We start from the raw sequence: 21,537 nt of genomic DNA on the forward strand, positions 1-21,537 counted from the left end.
TCACACCCGAATTGAGTTTTAGATAAATCTAAAAATTTCGTTGATGACTAAAGCCCCCTTTTTGCAGCTTGAAAATAAATTTTGGGGAAACTCCTATTTATTTAATGCTTTACACAATTAAAGTACCGTGGTATAATTTTAATAATTAAATTAATATTTTATGCTAAATGTTTTGAAAGGATGAGAAGAGAGTATGTTTGCATACATAGTGAGAAGACTTTTGTTAATTATTCCGGTTTTAATTGGTGTTTCGCTGATTGTATTTTTTACAATGCATCTTGCACCTGGAGATCCAGCAGTTATTATGGCTGGCCCACAGGCGTCTGAATCTGATATTGAAGCTATTAGAGACAATCTTGGTTTAAATGAACCTTTTTATGTTCAGTACGGAGTTTTTGTGAAAGGACTTATAACTCTTAACATGGGAGAATCAGTACAGACTAGAGAACCTGTTGTAAACATGATAAAGAACCGATTTCCCAATACACTGGTATTGGCAGTCAGCAGTATATTAATTGCCAGTTTGATCGGATTAACTGCCGGTATAATTGCAGCAGTAAAACAGTATTCATTATTTGATAATTTAAGTATGGTTATTGCCCTGCTGGGTATTTCTCTTCCCAGCTTCTGGATAGGTACTGTTTTAATATATTTGTTTGGAGTTAAATATAGAGTTATGCCTATTTCCGGTCTGCCGGAAAACTGGTGGACACTAGAATGGATTAAACATCTTGTAATGCCTGCTACAACCTTGGGAGTGGCATCTGCAGCTCTGATTGCAAGGATGACAAGATCATCTATGTTAGAAACAATTGGTAAGGATTTTGTAAGAACTGCCAGAGCAAAGGGAGTGTCAGAAAAGTCAGTTATAATTAAACATGTTTTAAAAAATGCTTTAATTCCAATTATTACAGTTATAGGATTAAATTTTGGGCGCCTGCTTGCCGGTACAGTAATAACTGAATCTGTTTTTGCAATAAACGGCATAGGGAGAATGATAGTGAGGGGAATCAGCACCCGCGATTTTCCTGTTGTACAGTCTTCTGTAATGATGGTAGCATTATTATTTGTTTTTATAAATCTATTTGTTGATTTAATTTATGCATATATAGATCCGCGAATTAGATATGAGTAGGGGCTGATAAAATGAGAAGAAGTGAAGTAAAAAAAGCAGGAACCCTGTATAAATTATGGAGAAGTTTAAAAAGAAATAAAATGGCTCTGTTCGGATTTACACTGATTATTATTACTATTTTAATTGCAGTTTTGGCTCCTTTTGTAGCACCATATGATCCATATAAACAGAGTCTCACCAATCGATTTAAGCCTGTAGGTAGTGATGGCCACTTCCTTGGTACAGATGAATATGGTAGAGATATTTTAAGCAGATTAATATATGGTTCCCGTATTTCTCTTTCAGTTGGTTTTTCAGCTGTTTTTCTGGGATTGATTGTAGGGGTTTCACTGGGACTTGCAGCAGGATTTTATCCTAAAGCAGATAATATAATTATGCGGCTGATAGATATAATGCTTGCTTTTCCAGGTGTTCTGCTGGCTCTTTCCATAATTGCTGTTTTGGGTCCAGGTCTGATTAATGTCATAATAGCTATCAGTATTTGGTCTATACCGACATTTACCCGGATTGTAAGGGGACAGGTTCTTTCTTTAAAAGAAAACGAATATGTTATGGCAAGTAGAGCTTTAGGGGCTAAAGATGTAAGGATTATGTTCAAGCATATCTTGCCCAACTGTTTTGGGCCGATAATTGTCTATGCAACACTGCGTCTTGCCTCTTCTATTTTATCGGCTGCTGCACTTTCATTTTTAGGCCTTGGCGCACAGCCACCGCTTCCAGAATGGGGGGCTATGGTGAGCACAGGTCGTTCATTTATTTATAATGCTCCCCATATGGTAATAGTGCCTGGAATTGCAATTGCCGTGGTTGTTTTTGCTTTTAATTTAATTGGTGACGGCCTCCGGGATGCACTGGATCCCGGAAGCCGCTAAAATAAAAAAAGAATTGAGAAGGAGGAGTAGTTTTGAAAAAAGTAAGTATTTTAATTTTAATGGTATTTTTAATGACAGCTTTTAGTTTTGGTGTTTCAGCACAGGAAAAAGTAATTACTTATGCTACAAGTGGTGAAGTTGTTGGCCTATCACCTATTTTAACAAATGATTCAGCTTCTGCTACAGTACAGGTACAGGTTTATGAGACACTGTTTTTGCGTGATGGAAAGACAAATGAAATAAAGCCAAATCTGGCTAAATCTTATTCCAACCCTGACCCAAAAACATGGATCATTGAATTAAGAGATGATGTTTATTTCCATGATGGAACTAAGTTCAATGCAGAAGCAGTTAAATTTTCATTTGATCGTCTGAGAGATCCAAATGTAGCTGCACCACGAGCAAGTCTGCTTGAACCGGTAGATACTATTGAGGTTGTTGATGAATATACAGTTAAAATCACAACCAAATATCCCTATGGACCATTTCTGGCAGCATTAACACATTCTAATTCTGCCATTGTAAGTCCGGCAGCAGTTAAAAAATACGGTGATTTAATGCAGAATGCATGTGGAACAGGTCCATTTAAAGTAGAAGAGTGGGATGCTGGAAACCAGCTGACACTTGTAAAGAACGATAATTACTGGGGTGGAGAGGTAAAAATTGATAAGGCAGTTTACAAAATAGTTCCAGAAGCTGCTACACAGGTTGCCATGCTGGAAACTGGAGAAATTGATTTTATTGATTCTGTTCCTTCAGAACATCTAATGCGCCTTGAAGCAAATCCAGAAATAGATATTGATATGGTTAAAGGTACCCCAATAAGATATCTTGGTTTTAATTTTAAAAGAGAAGAATTTAATGACATAACTTTAAGGAGAGCCATTGCTCATGCGATAGATCGAGATGGAATTATTGCTACAATGAATGGTCTGGCATACAAATCTTATGGTATAATTGGTCCTAAGGTATTTGGTTATAAAGAAGAGGTAGAAAAATATGGTCAGGAATATGATCCGGAAAAAGCTAAAGAACTGTTAGAGGAAGCTGGTTATGCTGATGGTTTTGAAACAACAATCTGGACCACATCAGTTAGTACAGAATATACGCGAAATGCAGAGATGATTCAGGCTATGTTAAAAGAAGTTGGCATTAATGCAGATATCAGAACTCTGGAATGGGGAGCCTACCTTGCAGAAACACGTAAGGGAAGCACAGACCTATTTCTGTTGGGTTGGTCTAACTTAACTGCTGATGGAAGTGAGCTGATCTATCCTAACCTTCACTCTGATAATATTGGTGGAGCAAACAGATCTTTTTATGATGGAGCAGATGCATATATAGAGGCATCTCGCGGTACAGTTGATCAAGAAAAGAGGCTGGAATACCTCAGTAAAGCAAATAACTATTTAGTTGATAATGCTGTCTGGGTACCACTTTATCATCAGTCTGTTTATGTTATCTACAGAGATAGAGTAAAAGGTTTAACAATTCAGCCGAATGGCAACTGGTATCTTAAAAATGTTGATGTAGAGTAGCTGTAAAGGGAAATAGTGTTAATTTAAGGACCTCCTAAAAGGGAGGTCTTTTTTGTGCTATAATTTGCCTATATACTGGTAATGTTGTAAACTATAATTAATGAGAAAATTAAAAAAGGATGATTATATGCAGAAAAAAACAAGAGATTATTTTAATATAGAAAAGCACAGCAGTTTAAAACCTGGCAAATGGAACAAAATAACTGATATTGAAGGTGTTAAAGTAGGTCATTCTACTCTGGCCGATGGTGATATCCAGACAGGAGTAACTGTTGTAATGCCACATGAAAATAATATTTTTAAAAATAAGCTGAGGGCTGCTGTTCACGTTATAAATGGATTTGGCAAAAGTATAGGTCTTGTACAGATCAGAGAATTGGGTAGTATTGAATCTCCTATAGTATTAACAAACACACTTAATGTAGGTACAGTATCTACGGCTTTAATAAAAAATATACTTGCACAAAATGAAGATATTGGTGGAAAAGCCGGCAGCTTTAATTCTGTAGTATTGGAGTGTAATGATCAATATCTTAATAATTTAAGAAAGTTAGCAGTACAGGAAAAAGACTATTTTAAAGCAAAAGAAAATATCAAAAAGGATTTTAGAGAAGGCGCTGTTGGTGCAGGGAGAGGTATGTCCTGTTATGGATTAAAAGGTGGTATCGGCTCTTCTTCCCGCAGATTTAAAATTTCTGAAGATGAATATCATTTAGGAGCACTTGTATTAAGCAATTTTGGTAAAAAGAAAGATTTTCTGCTTTATGGCAAAAGCTTAAGTGATATTATGCCTCAAAAAGATGAGGAAGAAAAAGATGAAGATAGGGAATATAAGTCACAGGATGGATCGGTTATTGTAATACTTGCCACTGATCTTCCTCTTTCATCAAGACAATTAAAAAGATTATGTGTTAGGGCAGGAGCAGGACTTGCTAAAACAGGTACATATATTAGTAATGGTAGTGGTGATATAGTGCTTGCCTTTTCTACTGCAGATTATATCACAGAATATGACAGTGGTGACTTTTTGCAGAATAAAATTTTAAAGGACCGAAAGTTAGATATTGTTTTTAAAGCAGCTGTTGAATCAACTCAGGAAGCTGTTTATAATTCGATGGTTACTGCTGAATCGGTAACTGGATTTAAAGGCCGCAGTCGGGAGTCGTTAAAAAATTTAATTAATAATATGGAAAGGTGATATAGATGGGTGCTGAAAAAATTATTTCTGATTTTAAAACTGCTGTTAGGGAAATTATTTCTTTATCTGAAGCTGGAGCAGGTGATATAATGGTAATAGGTGGCAGCAGCAGTGAGATTAAAGGAGAAAAAATTGGTTCATCAACAGATCTCAACATAGGTGAAACAATTATCAAAAAATTAATAGAAATTCTAAAAGAAAAAGAGATATATGCTGCAGTACAGGGCTGTGAACACATAAATAGGGCACTGGTTGTTGAAAAAAAATATGCAGAAAAAGAAAATCTAGAAGAGGTAAATGTAATACCCCATAGAAATGCCGGTGGGGCTTTTGCCACAGCTGCATATAAATATTTCGATGATCCGGTTATGGTAGAAAATATAAGAGCAGATTTTGGTATTGATATAGGAGATGTATTTATTGGAATGCATTTAAAAGAAGTTGCAGTTCCAGTTAGACTTTCTATTAAAAAGATTGGAGAAGCTCATCTTACTGCCTGCAGAACAAGGCCCAGAATGATCGGTGGAGATAGGGCCAGACACAAAAAACTTTGATAATTATTAGGAGGTAAATATAGTTGAAATTTCTACACCATATAATAGATAGAATAATTCTACTGACAGCAGGTAGATTTCTGGTTGTTCTTTCTGAAAAAGACAGCCGCATAAAAAAAGAACTTGAATTCTGGCCTGATGAATTTACAGCAGCTCTGGCAGCTGATAAACACGGGCCATTTATGTTCATCAAAAAATTAAATAATAAATTACATTATCTTGGGTTTAAAGAAGATGACAAAAAAGCTGAACTCAAAATTTTTTTTAAAGATGAAGAGCTGGCATATCAGGTTTTTTCTGTAAAAGAAAGTATAAGAGATTCATTTTCCGAACATAGATTAATTATAGATGGAGATTTTTCTGTTGGGGTATCAATGATCTATATGCTGGAGATTTTAGAATCATATCTGCTTCCATCATTTATGACAAAAGATATAATGCCTAATAAAATAAATAGAGAAACAGGAAGAGTAATGCTTTTTCTGCATACATTAACTTTAAATAAAGATAAGGGTGAATGAAATGAGATTTCCTGAATATTACGAATTTTATAATCCGGTAAAAATAAACTCAGGTAAAAATGCTCTATTAACTCTTGACTATGAGATGGAAAGACTTAAAATTAAAAAGCCATTTATTCTTACAAATGAAATGCTGGATGAATTAAATCTGCTCGATCTGCTGCTTGAGCATCTGCATGGATTTGAAATCAGCGGAAAACATATCTTCAAAAAAATCCCCAATGTGTCTTCAGTAGATATTGTAAAAAAAGCAGCTGAGGTTTTTAGAGAAAATGATTGTGATTCTATTATTGCTTTAGGTGGAGGTTCTGTAATAGATACCGCTAAAGGCATAAATTTAATGATATCGGAAAATACAGATGATATAAGGAAACTGGTGGGAGTAGAAACAGCACATGGTGACATGAAACCACTGATTGTTATTCCTACAACATCCGGCACCGGATCTGAGGCAACAGTAGAAGCGGTAATAACAGATGAAGAAAGAAAATTAAAATTAGAGTTCCTTTCCAATAAACTGCTGCCTGATCTTGCAGTGCTTGATCCCAGGATGACATTTCCTCTTCCGGCCCGCCTTACAGCTTCGCTGGGTGTTGATGTTCTTGTTCATGCTGTTGAGGCATATACAGGCCTGCAGAAAAATCCCTTAAGTGATAATTATGCACTTACAGCAGTTAAACTGATTGGAAAATATCTTAAATCTGCTGTACGGGAAGGGGATAATGTGAAATACAGAATGGCAATGGCAAATGCCTCTATAATGGCAGGAATAGCATTTTCTAATTCGATGGTTGGTATTATTCATGCTATTGGTCATGCCTGTGAATCTGTTTCTGAAGTTTCTCATGGTGATGCAATTTCTATACTGCTTTCACATGGTATGGAATATAATCTTAAGTTTGACTACTGCCGAAACTCCTATTCTGATCTGCTGCTTTCTCTGGCTGGCCCGGAAATATATGCATCTACACCGGCAGAAAAACGTGCTGAAGCTGCTGTTGATGAAGTAGTTAAACTGCTTGATGAACTGAAAGATCTGGCAGGTATTCCAAGAAATCTAAAAGAAATCGGTGTAAGAAAAGAAGATTTTGAAGAAATTGTAGAAAAAGCAATCCATGATGCAGCAGTACTTTCTTCTGCCGGCAGGGTAGAAAGAGGAGATATCCGTTCTATTTTAGAGGCTGCATATGAGTAAAAAGATCCACTTTTATTTGCAAAAATACTATTTTTTTGTTTTTTTACTGGACAAATAATATTATTTATATTATAATTTGAATCAGAGTCAGTTTTTGACTTTAAGTCAAATATTGAATTTATCTTTACTCCCCTCCCCCGGGGAGTTTTTTTATTTCAAAACAGGCATAATATGTAGAATAACAAACATATTTATTCAAACGGAAAGGTAATCTGTTTTAATTGGATTTATAGTGAATAATTTTATTTGCTCTATTTTTCAAAATATTTTATAATTAACATGAAATCGTTACCGAAATCGTTTACAAATATATTCTGGAGTGGTAGAAATGAAGGTTACAATAAAAGACATTGCCCGCAGAGCTGGTGTATCTGTCACAACAGTTTCTAGAGTAATTAATAATAAACCTGATGTTAGTTCAGATACAAAAAGGAAAGTAGAAAAAATAATAGATGAAACAAACTATCAGCCAAACACTATAGCCAGAGGACTTGTTCTTCAGAAAAGTTACACTATTGGTTTAATTATTCCGGATATATGCAATCCCTTTTTTCCTGAAGTTGCCCGCGGTATAGAAGATGAACTGAGAAAAGAAGGATATTCTGTTATCTTCTGCAATACAGATAACCGCAAAACTTGGGAAAAAGAAAGTATTGATCTGCTGAGATCCAAACAGGTTGACGGAATGATACTTTCATTATCCTATGAAAACTGTGATGAAATTTTTAAACTGGAAAAGGAAGGCTTTCCTGTTGTACAGCTGGACAGACTGGTTGAAGGAAGCAGTATTCCTTCAGTTGCAATTGATAATACGGAATCTGCATATAAAGCTGTAGAATATTTAATCAGTAAAGGACACAAAAGGATTGCTCATATAACAGGAGATCTTGACACAAATACAGGCCGCTGTCGTGCTGAAGGGTTTAAAAAGGCCTTGAAAGATTATAATATAAACCTTTTGGATAAATTCTATGTAAAAGGAGATTACAGCCGCAGTTCAGGCTATTATTCCATGAAGAAAATTTTGCAGGATGATGAACATCCCACAGCAGTTTTTACAGGAAATGATCTTATGGCACTGGGGGTTTATGAAGCCATATTTGATGAAGGTCTTAAAATTCCAGATGATGTATCTGTTTTTGGTCATGATGATATTGAACTTGCTTCACTTATAAGGCCCGGCTTAACTACTATGCGGCAGCCTAAATACCGGATTGGAAAACTTGCAGCAGAGGAATTGCTGGGTATAATAAACGAAAATAAGGATCCGAACTTAACTGAAGTTGTTCTTAAAACTGAACTAATTGAAAGAGAATCGGTAAAATCTTTATTAGATTAATCAGTTTAACTTATATATAATTGATCGAGAGGTTATGGTCATTTCAGTTAAGTGATTCTGTTGTAAAGACAAAAAATATCAAGGAGGAAAAAATTATGAGAAAGATTTTTTCAGTATTACTAGTATTAGCACTTTTTGTAGGTGTGTTTTCTCTTAATGTAATGGCACAAAATAGTGATATGAGAGTTGCTTTAGTTCTATCCGGATTTTTAGGAGATCAGTCTTTCAATGACAGCTCATATGAAGGTCTTAAAAGAGCTCAGGAAGAGTATGGCTTTGAACTTAAAGTATTAGAGTCTGGTGTTTCATCAGAGTGGGAGCAAAATTTAATTGCTATGGCATCAGCTGGATATGATTTAGTAGTTGCCAATACAACTCAGTTCCAGCAGATCGTTAAAAACAATGCACCAATGTTTCCAGATACAAAGTTTGCCCTTATTGATGGTGTAGTTGATCTGCCTAATGTTGTTTCTGCTGTATTTGCCCAGAATGAGGGTTCTTTCCTTGCAGGTGCAGCAGCAGCAATGTTTACACAGCATGATGAAATTGAAGGTGTTAATAAAGATAAAATTATCGGCTGGGTAGGTGGAATGGATATTCCAGTACTGCATGACTTTTTGGTAGGATATAAACAGGGAGCAAAATATATTGATCCAGAAACAAAAGTTCTTGTATCATTTGCAGGTACATTTAATGATCCTGTAAAAGGTAAAGAGCTTACACTTTCTCAGTATGACCAGGGAGCAGATATTGTTATGAATGTTGCCAGTGGTACAGGTAATGGTATCCTTGAAGCTGCAAATGAAACACCTCACTATGCAATTGGGGTAGATATGAATCAGGACGGCATTTATCCTGGTGCTATATTAACAAGCATGCTTAAGCGTATGGACCAGGCAACTTATTTAATTGCAAAATCAGTTGCAGAAGGAAATTATGAAGGTGGAAGAACAATCAAAATGGATCTTTCTAATGGTGGAGTCAGCTTAACTGATATGTCAGTAATGCAGGAAGCATTAGGAGATAAGTTTCCTGAAGAAATTTTAACAAGAATTCAGGAACTGACAGAAAAAGTTAAAAATGGAGAAATTGAAGTCGATTCATATGAAGGATTTCAGCGCAACTAAGATAATATAATTGATTAATAATTACCGGTGAGGTATAACAGCCTCACCGGATTTATAAAAGATGTATGTAGAAAAGGGAGTGAAAAAATTGGCCCCAATAGTAGAAATGAAAGGCATTTATAAAGAATTTCCCAATGTTGTGGCTTTAAACCATGTTGATTTTTCTTTAGAAAAAGGTGAAATACATGCCCTGATAGGAGAAAACGGTGCAGGAAAATCAACTTTAATGAAAATACTCTATGGAATTTATGATCAGGATGAAGGTACAGTTAAAATAAATGGTGAAGAAAAAAATATCAGTGATGCCAGAGAAGCTATGAGGCTTGGCATTGGAATGGTTCATCAGGAATTTATGCTTGCTGAAACTATGACGGTACTGGAAAATATTATTCTTGGTTTTGAACCTAATAAACATAAGCTGCTTGATTATGACAAGGCATATTCTGAAGTGATGGACTATTCAGAAAAATATGGTTTTGAAATTAGACCGAACAGCAAAGTTATTAATATTTCGGTTGGAGAAGCACAGAGAGTAGAAATACTAAAGGCTCTTTACAGAGGTGCAGAAGTGCTTATACTTGATGAACCAACAGCTGTTTTAACACCACAGGAAACAGAGGAATTATTTAAAATCATACGTTCACTGAAAGAAAATGGGAAAACAATAATTTTTATTTCACATAAATTGGATGAAGTTTTGGAAATAGCAGATAGAATTACTGTTATGAGAAAAGGTAATAAAGTGGAAACGCTTTCACAGAATGATGCTACTAAAGAAAAGCTGGCCTATCTTATGGTCGGAAGAGAAGTTTTTCTTGATTTTGAAATAGAAGAAAATGAACCTGGAGACAGGATTTTGGAAGTTAAAAATCTGAATGTGTTCGGGCGCAGAAAACTTTCTAATCTTAAGGATGTTTCTTTTGAGATAAAAGAGGGAGAAATACTGGGTGTTGCTGGAATAGATGGAAATGGTCAGACAGAACTGGTTGAAGCCCTGACAGGTTTAAGAAAGGTAGAAAGTGGTGAGATTAAAATTAGAGGAGAAGAAATAACAAATAAATCTCCTCTGGAAATCCGCCATCATGGTGTTTCTCACATTCCCGAAGACCGCAATAAAACAGGTTTATGTAAGGAATTAACTATTCAGGAAAATTTAATAGCAAATAAACTTCCAGATGATCCATATTCATCAAAAATTGGTATTATTAATTTTAAAAGGGTAAAGAATTTTGCTGAAGAGCTGATAGATAAATTTGATATTCGTCCACCCAAAACTGATGTAAAAATGCAGAATTTATCTGGTGGAAATGCACAGAAAGTAATTGTAGCCAGAGAAGTTGCAGAAGATGCTGGACTTATAATAGCTTCTCAGCCGACCAGAGGTATAGATATTGGTTCAATTGAATTTATTAGATCTGTGCTGCTGGATGAGAGAAAAGCCGGAAAAGCAGTGCTGTTAGTTTCCGCTGATCTGGAAGAAATACTTTCCTTAAGTGATAGAATTATAGTAATGTATGAAGGAGAAATTCAGGGAACACTGGATATAGAGGAAGCAAATGAAAATAATCTTGGTCTGATGATGACAGGTGGAAATCCTGATTTTAAGGGTGGTGTAACCGCATGAATGATAAATTAAGAGATTTTCTTTATGAAAGACAGTCTCTGCTTAATGTATTTATAGCAGTTTTTACTGCAATGATAGTGGGAACATTAGTAATATATTTTATGGGTTATGATATTTTAGAATCATATGAAGCACTGTATCAGGGTGCTTTTAAAGGAAGGTTTAACTTTGGTGGTACTCTTGAGAGATTTGTACCTCTTCTCCTTTCCGGTTTAGCTTTTGCTGTTGCATCAAAAGCATCTATTTTTAATATTGGTGTTGAAGGTCAGCTTTATTTTGGTGCAATAACAGCAGCCTTTTTTGGTTATATTATAAAAGGAGTACCTTCTCTGGTGCATATACCGGTCACCCTGCTTTTGGCAGCAGCGGCAGGTGGACTCTGGGCAGTAATTCCAGGATTTTTAAGAGCAAAATATAATGTTAATGAAGTTACAACAACAATTATGCTAAATTATGTGGCTATTTTCTTTGTTGGCTACATAGTTAACCATCCTTTCAAAAATCCTAATGTAGGAGTTCCACAGACACCTAATGTTCAGCCTACAGCTAGACTTCCGAAAATAATGCTTCCCAGCCGAGCAAATATTGGTATTTTTATTGCACTTGCTTTACTGGTATTTTTTATCTGGCTTTTAAATAAAACTACTTTTGGATATAAAGTTAGAGCGGTAGGATTTAATCCATTTTTTACTGATTATGTTGGAGTTAAATCCAAATTAATAATGGTTTTAACAATGTTTTTAAGTGGAGCTATTGGTGGTGTTCTCGGTGGTGTTGAAGTTCTGGGAATTCACGGATATGTGCTGGATAATTTTTCGCCTGGTTATGGTTTTGATGGAATTATGGTAGGTTTACTTGCAAGGAATAATCTTAAAGCACTTCCTTTTGTAGCTTTTTTTCTGGCAGCACTTCGCTCTGGAGCAATCAATATGGAAAGATTTACAGGTGTACCTAAAGAAGTAATAGGAGTTATAGAGGCGGTTATTATTCTTTTAGCTGCTGCAGAAGTTATAGTAGAAATTAAAAAAAGAAAAAGTTCGGACAAAGGAGGGGTTGAAGTTGGGTGATCTTGGATTAATTATCAATTTAAATTTATTGAGAGCCACACTCAGAATGTCAACACCTATTGCCCTTGCAGCCATGGGACTTGTTATAACAGAACAGGCTGCAATTACCAATATTGGCATTGAAGGCATTATGCTTATTGGTGCTTTTGTTGCTGTTGCTGTGAGTTATTTTACAGGCAGCTGGGTGCTGGGGATATTGTCGTCAGTTGCAGCCGGTGTTGTTGTTGCTCTGTTTATGGCTGTAATTCACTTAAAATTCAAGGCAGATGTTTTTGTTGCCGGTATTGCAATTAACCTTTTTGCAATTGAATTTACCCGTTTTCTGCTGAGAAATATATTTAATACTGCTGGAAGTTTTTATGATCCCAATATTGTTCCGATTCCGTCTATTACCATACCAATAATTGATAAAATTCCTGTACTTGGGACTTTATTAAGCGGATTTAAATTAACAGATTATCTCGGTATTATACTTGTTTTTGTAACATATTTTATTCTCTATAAAACTGTCTGGGGGTTAAGGATTCGTTTTGTAGGAATACATCCACTTTCTGCAGAAACAGGTGGAGTTCATGTTAATATTAAAAAATATCAGGCAATGATATTAAGCGGGATTTTTGGAGGACTTGCTGGAGCACATCTGTCACTTGGATATACAAGACAGTTTATAGAAAATATGACAAATGGGCGTGGATTTATTGGAGTAGCTGCTATGTATTTTGGTGGAGTGACACCTATAAATACATGGTTTGCCAGTCTGTTCTTTGGTTTTACTGAAGCTTTAGGTAATAATCTTCAGACATTTGGACTTCCATCACAGTTTATGCTTATGATTCCATATATAGCCACTGTGGTTGCAATTACAATAGGTATGATTAGAAAGCAGAAAAGAGAAAAAAATAATTTACTTTAAAATAAATTATAATAAATCAACTTAGATTTTTAAAATAAAAATTTAGAAAATATAGATTAAATATTCTATGGTTATAAATTATTAAATTTATTTATCAGAAAGATAATAGGAGGAATTAACTTGGCAGATAAAAAGAAAATTATATTGGATGTTGACCCAGGTCATGATGATGCAGTAGCTATTCTGCTTGCTGCAAAAAATGAAAAACTTGATCTGAAGGGAATAACAGTTGTTGCAGGAAATCAAACTTTAGAAAAAACCCTTCAAAATACTCTCAATGTATGCAGTTTTGCAGGACTAAATGATATTCCTATTTTTGCAGGCATGGCCAAACCTTTAGTGAGAGAACAGGTTATTGCTGATGATATCCATGGTGACAGTGGACTTGATGGGCCACAATTCCCAAAAAGCACCTTAAAAGAGGAAGATAAACATGCGGTAGATTTTATAATAGAAGAATGTCTGGCAGCAGAAGATGGTATTACACTTATACCAACCGGACCGCTGACAAATATTGCTATGGCATTAATTAGAGAACCTAAAATAAAAGAAAATATTGATGAAATAGTACTGATGGGAGGTTCCTATACTCTTGGAAATACTACACCAGCTGCTGAATTTAACATCTATGTTGATGGAGAAGCAGCTAAAGTTGTATTTGAAAGTGGACTTGATATTACAATGGTTGGTCTTGACCTGACACATCAGGCAAAGGCATATCCGGAGATAGTGGAAAGAATAGCAGAGATCGATAATGATGTCAGCAATTTAGTTGTAGAACTGCTCAAATTTTTCGGCTACACATATAATCGGGTATTTGATTTTGATGCACCACCTCTCCATGATGTATGTGCAGTTGCTGGAGTTATTGATAAAGATGTTTTTACTAGTAGAAAGATGAGAGTTGATATAGAAACAGATAGTGAACTAAACTATGGGAGAACAGTATGTGATTTCTATGGAGTAGTGGATAAAGAAGCAAATGCAGAAGTTGCTCTTGATTTAAATAAAGAACTTTTTTGGGATCTTTTAATTGAGGCTTTAAAAAAGTATTAAAATAAAGTTTTCTGGAGGTAATGATGAGAAGAGAAAAGATAATACTGGATGTGGATCCAGGCCATGATGATGCCATTGCAATTTTACTTGCTGCCAGAGCAGATAATTTAGATTTGAGAGGAATAACCGTTGTTGCAGGAAATCAGATATTAGAAAAAACACTTAACAATACACTTAATATAGTAAATTATGCAGATTTAAAGGTTCCAGTATATAAAGGAATGGCAAAACCACTGGTAAGAAAACAGGTTACAGCCGGCCATATTCATGGAGAGAGCGGTCTTGATGGGCCAGATTTTCCATCTTTAACATTAGAAGCCGAAAAAAAACATGCAGTAGACTTTATAATTGATGAAGCACTTAAGGCAGAGGAAGGAATTACATTAGTTCCTGTAGGACCGCTTACAAACATTGCAGCAGCTATTTTATTAAAACCTGAAATAAAAGATAAAATAAATAGAATAGTGATGATGGGTGGAGCTTATGGACTGGGAAACAGAACACCGGCCGCGGAATTTAATATTTATGCAGATGCAGAAGCTGCAGATATAATTTTCAAAAGTGGAATAGATATTACCATGGTCGGGCTTGATCTTACCTTTCAGGCCCAGGCCTATCCAGAAATTATAGATAGAATATCTAAAATTGGAAATAAAGTAACGGATTTGGTTGTAGAATTACTGGAATTTTTTGGATCTACATATCAGGATTTTTATGGTCTAAAAGCAGGTCCACTGCATGATGTATGTGCGGTGGCAAAACTAATAGATGATGATGTATTTACAACCAGGAAAATGCATGTAGATATTGAGACAGACAGCAGTTTAACTTACGGCCGAACAGTCTGTGATTATTATGATGTGACAGGTAAGAAGAAAAATGCAGAGGTTGCTCTTGATTTAAATAAAGAAAAATTCTGGGATCTTTTGTGTGATATACTTGGGCACTACAATTAGGAGGAAAAGATGACAGATAAGAAAGAAAAATTAGCAGAAGAATTAGAAAATAATCGTAATGAATATCTTAATTTTCTTAAAAAACTCATAAAAACAGATACAAGAGTTGTCGGCCACGGTATTGATGGTGGATATGAAAAAAATGGTCAAAAAATAGCTGCCGAAAAAATGGAGGAAATTGGCGGCAAAGCAGAGTTTTATAAGGTAAAAGATGAAATAATTAGAGATGCTATAGAAAAGTATGGAGAGGGTAACCCGGGCCATAATTATGAAGATAGGCCCAATTTATTGGGAAGATTTTCTGGAAGTGGTGGTGGAAGATCTTTAATATTAAATGGTCATATAGATACAATGCCTTATGGAGAAAAAGAACGCTGGAAGTATGACCCTTTTTCAGCTAAAGAAATTGATGGAGAAATATATGGTCTCGGCAGCTGTGATATGAAGGGCGGTCTTGCTGCTAGTCTGCTGTCACTTGATTTGATAAAAAAGGCAGGTATAGAACTTAAAGGGGATGTTCTTTTTGAAAGTGTTATAGACGAAGAAGGAGGCGGAAATGGTACTCTTGCATTTGTGCAGGAAGGAATAAAGGCAGATGGTGCAGTTGTCTGTGAACCAACAAGCAATCTTCTTCAGATTGGACATATGGGTTTTATTTTTTATCATGTAAAAGTTTTTGGTAAAGCACTGCACTCTTCCAGAAAGTGGGAAGGTGTCAATGCAATAGAAAAGGCTATTAAACTTATTGAAGCATTAAATGAACTCGAACATAACTGGCTGATGAAATATAAACATCCTCTAATGCCGCCTCCAACCCTTAATATTGGTGTCATTAAAGGTGGAAGTGCTGGTTCCACAGTTCCTTCTGAATGTGAATTTAAACTGTGTCTGCATTATTATCCAGGCCTTGATAAAGAAGAAATTGCCGAAGATGTTTTAACTACTCTGGATAATGCTGTAAAGGGTGATCCATGGCTGAGAGAAAATCCACTTGAAATTGAAGTGTATCAGGAAGGTGGACCATTTGAAATAGATTCTGAACATGATCTTGTTAAAACATTTCGATCTAATATATCGGGAAGTAAAGAATTAACAGCTTCTCCAGCTGGAAATGATGCTAGACTGCTTGCAAATCTGGCAGATACGCCAACTATTGTCTTTGGGCCGGGAAATCCAGAAAAAGCACACAGTATAGACGAAACAATTTCGATTAATGAATATATAGAAAGTATTTTAATATATGCAGGATTTATAATAGATTGGTGTGGTACAGTATAGGGGGTGAGTAAAATTAACAATATAATAGTAATTGGAAGTCTTAATATGGATCTGGTTGCATCAACTCCCCGCATCCCTGAAATCGGTGAAACAATTCTGGGAACTAAGCTTGATGAAATTCCCGGTGGAAAAGGTGCCAATCAGGCAGTTAGTGCCCGTCAGGCAGGTGGAAAAACCTGGATGTTTGGAAAGATTGGCAGAGATAGTTATGGAAAATATCTAAAAGAAAATTTGACAAAATTTGATATAGATCTGGAATTTTTAATTGAAGATGAAGATGAAGATACAGGAACAGCAGTTATAAGTGTTGATGAGAAAGGTAACAATTCTATAATTGTTATACCAGGTGCAAACAGCAAATTGTCTGCTGGAGATATAGAAAAAAAACAGGATAATCTAAATAAATTTGATATGATGCTCCTGCAGCTTGAAATTCCAGAAGAAACTGTTTTAAAAGCAGTTGATACTGCGGCAGAAAATAACATAATGGTTGTACTTGATCCAGCCCCTGTATTTAAACTTCCGGAATCAATTTACAAAAAAGTGGATATAATAACGCCAAATACAACTGAAGCAGAACAGCTGACCGGAATAAAAGTTGAAGATGAAGAAAGTATGAATAAAGCAGCAGATTACTTTCTGAAGAGAGGGGTTAAAATTGTTATTTTAACTCTGGGCAGTAAAGGCCTTTTTGTAAAGACCAAAAAAGAAAGCTTTACTGTACCAGGCTTAAAGGTCAATGCCGTAGATACTACAGCAGCAGGAGATTGTTTTACAGGTACATTTGCAGCTGTCTACGATGGCTCAAATTTAAAAGAAGCAGTGGAATGGGCAAATACAGGTGCGGCTATTTCCACGACAAAAATGGGAGCCCAGACTTCCATTCCAGATAAAGAAGAGATAAAGAAATTTTTAGAGAACATAAAGGAGGATAAATAAGCATGAAGAAAATTTTATTGGCCGGTGAAAGCTGGGAAACATTTTCAATTCATATAAAGGGTTTTGACACATTTTTTACAAGTAAATACGAAGAAGGAGCTAAGTGGTTGATAGAAGCTCTGGAAGAAGCAGATTATGAAGTTGATTTTATACCAAACCAGCATGCAGCTTCTAAATTCCCAACAGAAATTGAAGAAATTAGCCAGTATGATACCGTAATTTTAAGTGATATTGGTTCCAATACACTGCTTTTACATCCTGATACCTTCGAAAAATCAATTTCAACTCCAAATAGATTAAAGCTTATCAGAGAATATGTAAAAGAAGGTGGAAGTTTTCTTATGATCGGTGGATATATGTCCTTCCAGGGAATAGATGCTAAATCAAAATATAAAAATTCACCTATTGAAGAAATTCTTCCTGTAGTTATGATGGCTACTGATGACAGAGTAGAAGTTCCAGAGGGAATGTATCCAGAAGCAGTTAAAGAACATGCTGTTTTAGAGGGCATTGAATATAAATGGCCTATGCTTTTAGGGTATAATAAATTTGCTGCCGATGAAAAAGGAGAAGTACTTGTTGAATATGATGGAGATCCTTTGGTAGTTGTAGGAAAATATGGAAAAGGTCGTACTGCTGCCTTTGCATCTGACTGTGCACCTCACTGGGGTTCACCTGAATTTGTAGAATGGGACAACTACGGCAAATTCTGGGCTCAGCTTATTGGATGGTTAAGAAAAGATATATAAAGATATGATATCTAGAATGAAAATAATATTGTTAAAATGCTTCCATGTTCACAGTTTGCTTTCCCCGGCAAACTGAACTTAAAAAGCCTGGATGATTTATATCCAGGCTTTATAAGTTATATTTTATTCATACAAATTTTTAAAAGATTTTACAATATTTCTAATTAAAACCTGATTTGTTACAGTACCAACTCCACCAGGGACAGGTGTTATCATTTCTGCTTTTTTGCTGGCAGATTCATAATCAACATCGCCCAGCAGTTTTCCATCTACAAAATTTGTTCCGACATCAATAACAACTGTATTCTCGCCCAGCATATCACCGGTAATCATTTCTGGCCTTCCAACAGCTGCAACAACTATATCTGCATGTTTTAATTCCCAGTTTAAATCTCTGGTACGTGAGTGGCACATTGTGACTGTTGCATGCCTCTGCTGAAGAAGAATAGAAACAGGTTTTCCGACAATATTACTTCTCCCTACAACAACAGCTCTTTCACCTTTGAGTGGAATATCATAAAAATCAATAATTTCCATACATGCCTCAGCAGTACATGGAATTAAAGTATCCAGTCCAACAAACAATTTCCCAAGTGAAGCAGAAGTAATACCTTCAATATCTTTCTTGGGATTGATCATTTCAATTGTATCTTTAAGTGAATCAGGTAATGGCTGCTGAACCATTATTGATGTAATTTCATCACTTTCATTTGCATCTTTTAAAGAATTCACAAAAGCCTGTTTATCATCAGTAAATACTTTGTACTCGAATTTTATTCCTGCTTTTTTGCAGTTTTTTTCTATTCTTCCAACATAAGCTTTGCTGGCTGCGTCATCACCATATTGAAGAACACGCAGGTGAGGTACAGCATTTTTTTCTTCTTTAAGTCTTTTTACCTCCGCAATACACCAATTTTCAATTTTCTCTGCTACTGGTTTTCCTTGCAAAATTTTCATTTGAATATTCACCTCTATTAAATTAATTTGCTAAGTTAACGATTTCTTTTTTAAGTTCATCACTTTTTTTGCTCAGCATTGTGTATTCTTTCTTAACTTTGTTTACAAATTTTTTATCATCAACACTGCCGAGATTTATCTTAACATTTGCTATTGCACTGTTAACTGCAGCATCTCCTATGTAAGCTGCTACTTCAAAATCGCTTTTAAGCATTCTATTACCGATTTTGCTAATGGAAAGTGTAAGGTTCATCAGTTCAACAGCTTTTCTGGCCATATCCATAGAAAATTCTACTGCATCTCTACATATTTCTTTTACTTTTTCCTGACTGCCGGATTTGTAACCTTTCAAAATATCTGCCAGTATTTTACTGTCCTTATCTATCATTTCCAGCATTTCTTTCTGTAGTGCAGAAGACTTTTTCAGTATTTCTTTTGCCTCATCCTCTACATCCGCATACTTTTCTTTACCAATTGTTAGGTTGGAAATAAAGCTTACTACAGCAGCATTCAGTGCTCCAGAAAGAGCAGCTGCACTTCCACCTCCAGGGATAGAATTGTTTGAACTTAAATCATCAAGAAATTCATTAATACTTTTTTTTGAATACATAGTATTCTCCTTTCTTAAAAGTTTTAATACTAAAATTTTGCATTTTCCCTACTTAATATCCATTATAACAGAATAAGCAAATATATTAAAAGATTCTGACGATATTTTTAAAAATAATTTAAAAGATTAAATAAAAATTAAAATTTGTCGACTGTATACCACATGCAAAAAATGCTGATTTCTTACGACAAATAAAGGGAATAAAGCAACTTTGTTGAATTTTATACATAACAATAAACATTTAGTTTATTTTTAAACGTATAAGAAATTATAATTGGATGATTTATTGTAGATAAAATTTATGGATTCATAATTTTTGACATCAACAAAATTTTTAATCTTACTGTAATAAAGAAGTCATAAGTAATTTTGTTCTTTTAATATAAGCTGACTATTTTAAGGCGGTTAATAAAAAATGAAACCAAAATTTCTGCACAACATACAGAATAAAATATATTTTATTCCCAGCATTTATGCTGTGTCGGCTGCATTCTTGTCACTATTTGTTATTATTATTGATCGCTATTTTAACACTGTTATTATAAATTATTTGCCTGGATATTTTTTTACTTCTTATGACCTGGCTAAAACGATTTTATCTACACTTGCCGGTTCGCTATTTGCTATGATTACAGTATCTTTTTCTACAATTATGGTTGTTTTGACCATGTATTCTTCACAGTTTTCTCCCAGAACTATGCAGGATTTTCTGAAAAACAGAGTTACATTAAAAGTACTGGGAGTTTTTATCGGTGGTTTTATTTATTCTATTTTAACTCTTTTATTTTTAAATGATAATCTACAGGGAGAACAGGAGGCAGCAATTTTTTCTCCTTTAATTGCGGTTATAGTTGCCATTATTTGTCTTGGCTACTTTGTTTATTTTATACATCATGCTGCTAATTCGGTTCAGGTGAATTTATTAGTAGAAAATCTAAAACAGGAAATAATAGATATTGTTAATAAATTTGAAGAAAGAAATAATAGTAATGATAAAATAAGGAATGTTCCTCCTCCCAATCTTAAGGAGATTACAGAAAAAGAATCTATGACCTTTAAGGCGGACAGAAGTGGTTATATACAATATATTTATGATATTCAGCTTACCAATCTGGCCGATGAACTTGACCTAATAATTAGAGCCGAAAAAATGATTGGAGATTATGTTACAGAAAATACAATTGTATTTTCTGTCTGGCAGCTGAATCCATCAGAAGAAATGAAAGAAACAAAGGAAGTTATTGAGAAAAAAATACTTGATCATCTGGTGATAGATAACGAAAGAAGCAACAAAAATGATATTGAATTTGGGCTTCTCAAATTAACAGAAGTTGCACTGCGGGCTATTTCTCCAGGTATTAATGATCCAAATACGGCAGTCTTTTGTATTAATCAGTTGGGCTGGGTATTATCCAGAATAGCGGTTGCTAATATAGAGAACACTTATTATTATAATGATAAGGACGAATTGTGTTTTATATTAGAAGATATATCTTTCTGGGATCTTCTTTACAAAACTTTTTATCAGCTGCGTCATTATGGGAATCAGGATGTTTCTGTTGCAGGATCTATATTGGATGCTCTTTTAATAATAGCTGAAGGCAGTTCTGAAAAAGTAAAAAAACAGGTCTGGAATTTCAGCCATTATATTTTAGGTGGTTTTGATATAAAAGTACTGGAAAATGAAGATAAAAAGTTTTTGAATCACAAAATATATAAACTGGCTAAAGAAACTAAAAATAGTGATAAAACTGATAATTATTTTCAGGTATAAAATAACAGTTTTGTTGATACTATGGAAGAAATTACTATTATGCAAAAATATTAAAGAATTATTTGATGAATTAAATAAATCAAAAGGTGGTTTAACTGAACAAGGAACTCAAAAACTTTAAAAATACGGAGAAAA

The 21,537-nt window shown here is 34.8% G+C and carries 20 protein-coding genes; 18 read left to right on the top strand and 2 right to left on the bottom strand.

Features of this window, described 5'->3' with window-relative positions; genetic code table 11:
- The first annotated feature begins 193 nt into the window (after positions 1 to 193).
- From DFR78_RS09620 to DFR78_RS09700, 17 genes are all read left to right on the top strand, one after another.
- Entirely contained in the window at positions 194 to 1,135 is a 942-nt protein-coding gene (locus tag DFR78_RS09620; RefSeq protein ID WP_114458631.1) for an ABC transporter permease, read from the top strand.
- Positions 1,136 to 1,146: 11 nt separating this feature from the next.
- Positions 1,147 to 2,007 (top strand): ABC transporter permease, encoded by an 861-nt coding sequence (locus tag DFR78_RS09625; RefSeq protein ID WP_114458632.1) that lies wholly within the window; start codon positions 1,147 to 1,149, stop codon positions 2,005 to 2,007.
- Between the two features lie 32 nt (positions 2,008 to 2,039).
- Complete coding sequence (locus DFR78_RS09630; protein WP_114458633.1) at positions 2,040 to 3,545, top strand: glutathione ABC transporter substrate-binding protein; 1,506 nt, start codon at positions 2,040 to 2,042, stop codon at positions 3,543 to 3,545.
- Between the two features lie 127 nt (positions 3,546 to 3,672).
- Positions 3,673 to 4,743 (top strand): P1 family peptidase, encoded by a 1,071-nt coding sequence (locus tag DFR78_RS09635; protein ID WP_114458634.1) that lies wholly within the window; start codon positions 3,673 to 3,675, stop codon positions 4,741 to 4,743.
- 5 nt (positions 4,744 to 4,748) lie between these two features.
- The gene (locus tag DFR78_RS09640) at positions 4,749 to 5,297 is read left to right on the top strand and encodes a TIGR01440 family protein (protein ID WP_114458635.1); all 549 of its coding nucleotides are present in this window, start codon (positions 4,749 to 4,751) and stop codon (positions 5,295 to 5,297) included.
- A 23-nt stretch (positions 5,298 to 5,320) separates the two neighbouring features.
- Positions 5,321 to 5,818 carry a hypothetical protein gene (locus tag DFR78_RS09645; RefSeq protein ID WP_114458636.1) on the top strand — a complete coding sequence of 166 codons (498 nt, stop codon included), beginning with the start codon at positions 5,321 to 5,323 and terminating at the stop codon, positions 5,816 to 5,818.
- A gap of 1 nt (position 5,819) precedes the next feature.
- Positions 5,820 to 7,013, top strand: coding sequence for an iron-containing alcohol dehydrogenase (locus DFR78_RS09650; protein ID WP_114458637.1), 1,194 nt, complete (start codon positions 5,820 to 5,822; stop codon positions 7,011 to 7,013).
- A gap of 328 nt (positions 7,014 to 7,341) precedes the next feature.
- Positions 7,342 to 8,352 carry a LacI family DNA-binding transcriptional regulator gene (locus DFR78_RS09655; protein ID WP_114458638.1) on the top strand — a complete coding sequence of 337 codons (1,011 nt, stop codon included), beginning with the start codon at positions 7,342 to 7,344 and terminating at the stop codon, positions 8,350 to 8,352.
- 95 nt (positions 8,353 to 8,447) lie between these two features.
- Positions 8,448 to 9,479, top strand: coding sequence for a BMP family protein (locus tag DFR78_RS09660; RefSeq protein WP_114458639.1), 1,032 nt, complete (start codon positions 8,448 to 8,450; stop codon positions 9,477 to 9,479).
- Between the two features lie 79 nt (positions 9,480 to 9,558).
- On the top strand, positions 9,559 to 11,103 hold the full coding sequence (locus DFR78_RS09665; protein WP_369834968.1) for an ABC transporter ATP-binding protein: 1,545 nt from the start codon (positions 9,559 to 9,561) through the stop codon (positions 11,101 to 11,103).
- Positions 11,100 to 12,170, top strand: a complete 1,071-nt coding sequence (locus tag DFR78_RS09670) for an ABC transporter permease (RefSeq protein WP_114458641.1) — start codon at positions 11,100 to 11,102, stop codon at positions 12,168 to 12,170. Before DFR78_RS09665 ends, DFR78_RS09670 begins: the two co-directional genes overlap by 4 nt.
- Before the next feature lie 46 nt (positions 12,171 to 12,216).
- Positions 12,217 to 13,083 (top strand): ABC transporter permease, encoded by an 867-nt coding sequence (locus DFR78_RS09675; RefSeq protein ID WP_114458654.1) that lies wholly within the window; start codon positions 12,217 to 12,219, stop codon positions 13,081 to 13,083.
- Between the two features lie 120 nt (positions 13,084 to 13,203).
- Positions 13,204 to 14,139, top strand: a complete 936-nt coding sequence (locus tag DFR78_RS09680) for a nucleoside hydrolase (RefSeq protein WP_114458642.1) — start codon at positions 13,204 to 13,206, stop codon at positions 14,137 to 14,139.
- 23 nt (positions 14,140 to 14,162) lie between these two features.
- The gene (locus tag DFR78_RS09685) at positions 14,163 to 15,095 is read left to right on the top strand and encodes a nucleoside hydrolase (RefSeq protein ID WP_114458643.1); all 933 of its coding nucleotides are present in this window, start codon (positions 14,163 to 14,165) and stop codon (positions 15,093 to 15,095) included.
- A gap of 9 nt (positions 15,096 to 15,104) precedes the next feature.
- The gene (locus tag DFR78_RS09690) at positions 15,105 to 16,373 is read left to right on the top strand and encodes an ArgE/DapE family deacylase (protein ID WP_114458644.1); all 1,269 of its coding nucleotides are present in this window, start codon (positions 15,105 to 15,107) and stop codon (positions 16,371 to 16,373) included.
- 3 nt (positions 16,374 to 16,376) lie between these two features.
- Entirely contained in the window at positions 16,377 to 17,312 is a 936-nt protein-coding gene (rbsK, locus tag DFR78_RS09695; protein WP_147267765.1) for a ribokinase, read from the top strand.
- A 2-nt stretch (positions 17,313 to 17,314) separates the two neighbouring features.
- Complete coding sequence (locus tag DFR78_RS09700; RefSeq protein WP_114458646.1) at positions 17,315 to 18,061, top strand: glutamine amidotransferase; 747 nt, start codon at positions 17,315 to 17,317, stop codon at positions 18,059 to 18,061.
- A 123-nt stretch (positions 18,062 to 18,184) separates the two neighbouring features.
- Here the strand turns inward: DFR78_RS09700 and DFR78_RS09705 are convergent, their stop codons facing one another.
- Positions 18,185 to 19,018, bottom strand: a complete 834-nt coding sequence (locus tag DFR78_RS09705) for a bifunctional 5,10-methylenetetrahydrofolate dehydrogenase/5,10-methenyltetrahydrofolate cyclohydrolase (RefSeq protein ID WP_114458647.1) — start codon at positions 19,016 to 19,018, stop codon at positions 18,185 to 18,187.
- Between the two features lie 22 nt (positions 19,019 to 19,040).
- Positions 19,041 to 19,628 carry a cyclodeaminase/cyclohydrolase family protein gene (locus DFR78_RS09710; RefSeq protein ID WP_114458648.1) on the bottom strand — a complete coding sequence of 196 codons (588 nt, stop codon included), beginning with the start codon at positions 19,626 to 19,628 and terminating at the stop codon, positions 19,041 to 19,043.
- 415 nt (positions 19,629 to 20,043) lie between these two features.
- Between DFR78_RS09710 and DFR78_RS09715 the strand changes: the two genes are divergently transcribed.
- The gene (locus DFR78_RS09715) at positions 20,044 to 21,402 is read left to right on the top strand and encodes a DUF2254 domain-containing protein (protein ID WP_114458649.1); all 1,359 of its coding nucleotides are present in this window, start codon (positions 20,044 to 20,046) and stop codon (positions 21,400 to 21,402) included.
- Positions 21,403 to 21,537 lie beyond the last annotated feature (135 nt).

Source organism: Halanaerobium sp. MA284_MarDTE_T2 (assembly GCF_003337245.1).
In the GTDB taxonomy this organism is placed as follows: Bacteria; Bacillota; Halanaerobiia; order Halanaerobiales; family Halanaerobiaceae; genus QPJE01.

Coding starts and splice junctions, on each gene's coding strand:
- DFR78_RS09620 (WP_114458631.1), top strand. CDS start 194: ATGTTTGCATACATAGTGAGAAGACTTTTGTTAATTATTCCGGTTTTA.
- DFR78_RS09625 (WP_114458632.1), top strand. CDS start 1,147: ATGAGAAGAAGTGAAGTAAAAAAAGCAGGAACCCTGTATAAATTATGG.
- DFR78_RS09635 (WP_114458634.1), top strand. CDS start 3,673: ATGCAGAAAAAAACAAGAGATTATTTTAATATAGAAAAGCACAGCAGT.
- DFR78_RS09640 (WP_114458635.1), top strand. CDS start 4,749: ATGGGTGCTGAAAAAATTATTTCTGATTTTAAAACTGCTGTTAGGGAA.
- DFR78_RS09650 (WP_114458637.1), top strand. CDS start 5,820: ATGAGATTTCCTGAATATTACGAATTTTATAATCCGGTAAAAATAAAC.
- DFR78_RS09655 (WP_114458638.1), top strand. CDS start 7,342: ATGAAGGTTACAATAAAAGACATTGCCCGCAGAGCTGGTGTATCTGTC.
- DFR78_RS09660 (WP_114458639.1), top strand. CDS start 8,448: ATGAGAAAGATTTTTTCAGTATTACTAGTATTAGCACTTTTTGTAGGT.
- DFR78_RS09670 (WP_114458641.1), top strand. CDS start 11,100: ATGAATGATAAATTAAGAGATTTTCTTTATGAAAGACAGTCTCTGCTT.
- DFR78_RS09675 (WP_114458654.1), top strand. CDS start 12,217: ATGTCAACACCTATTGCCCTTGCAGCCATGGGACTTGTTATAACAGAA.
- DFR78_RS09685 (WP_114458643.1), top strand. CDS start 14,163: ATGAGAAGAGAAAAGATAATACTGGATGTGGATCCAGGCCATGATGAT.
- DFR78_RS09690 (WP_114458644.1), top strand. CDS start 15,105: ATGACAGATAAGAAAGAAAAATTAGCAGAAGAATTAGAAAATAATCGT.
- DFR78_RS09700 (WP_114458646.1), top strand. CDS start 17,315: ATGAAGAAAATTTTATTGGCCGGTGAAAGCTGGGAAACATTTTCAATT.
- DFR78_RS09705 (WP_114458647.1), bottom strand. CDS start 19,018: ATGAAAATTTTGCAAGGAAAACCAGTAGCAGAGAAAATTGAAAATTGG.
- DFR78_RS09710 (WP_114458648.1), bottom strand. CDS start 19,628: ATGTATTCAAAAAAAAGTATTAATGAATTTCTTGATGATTTAAGTTCA.
- DFR78_RS09715 (WP_114458649.1), top strand. CDS start 20,044: ATGAAACCAAAATTTCTGCACAACATACAGAATAAAATATATTTTATT.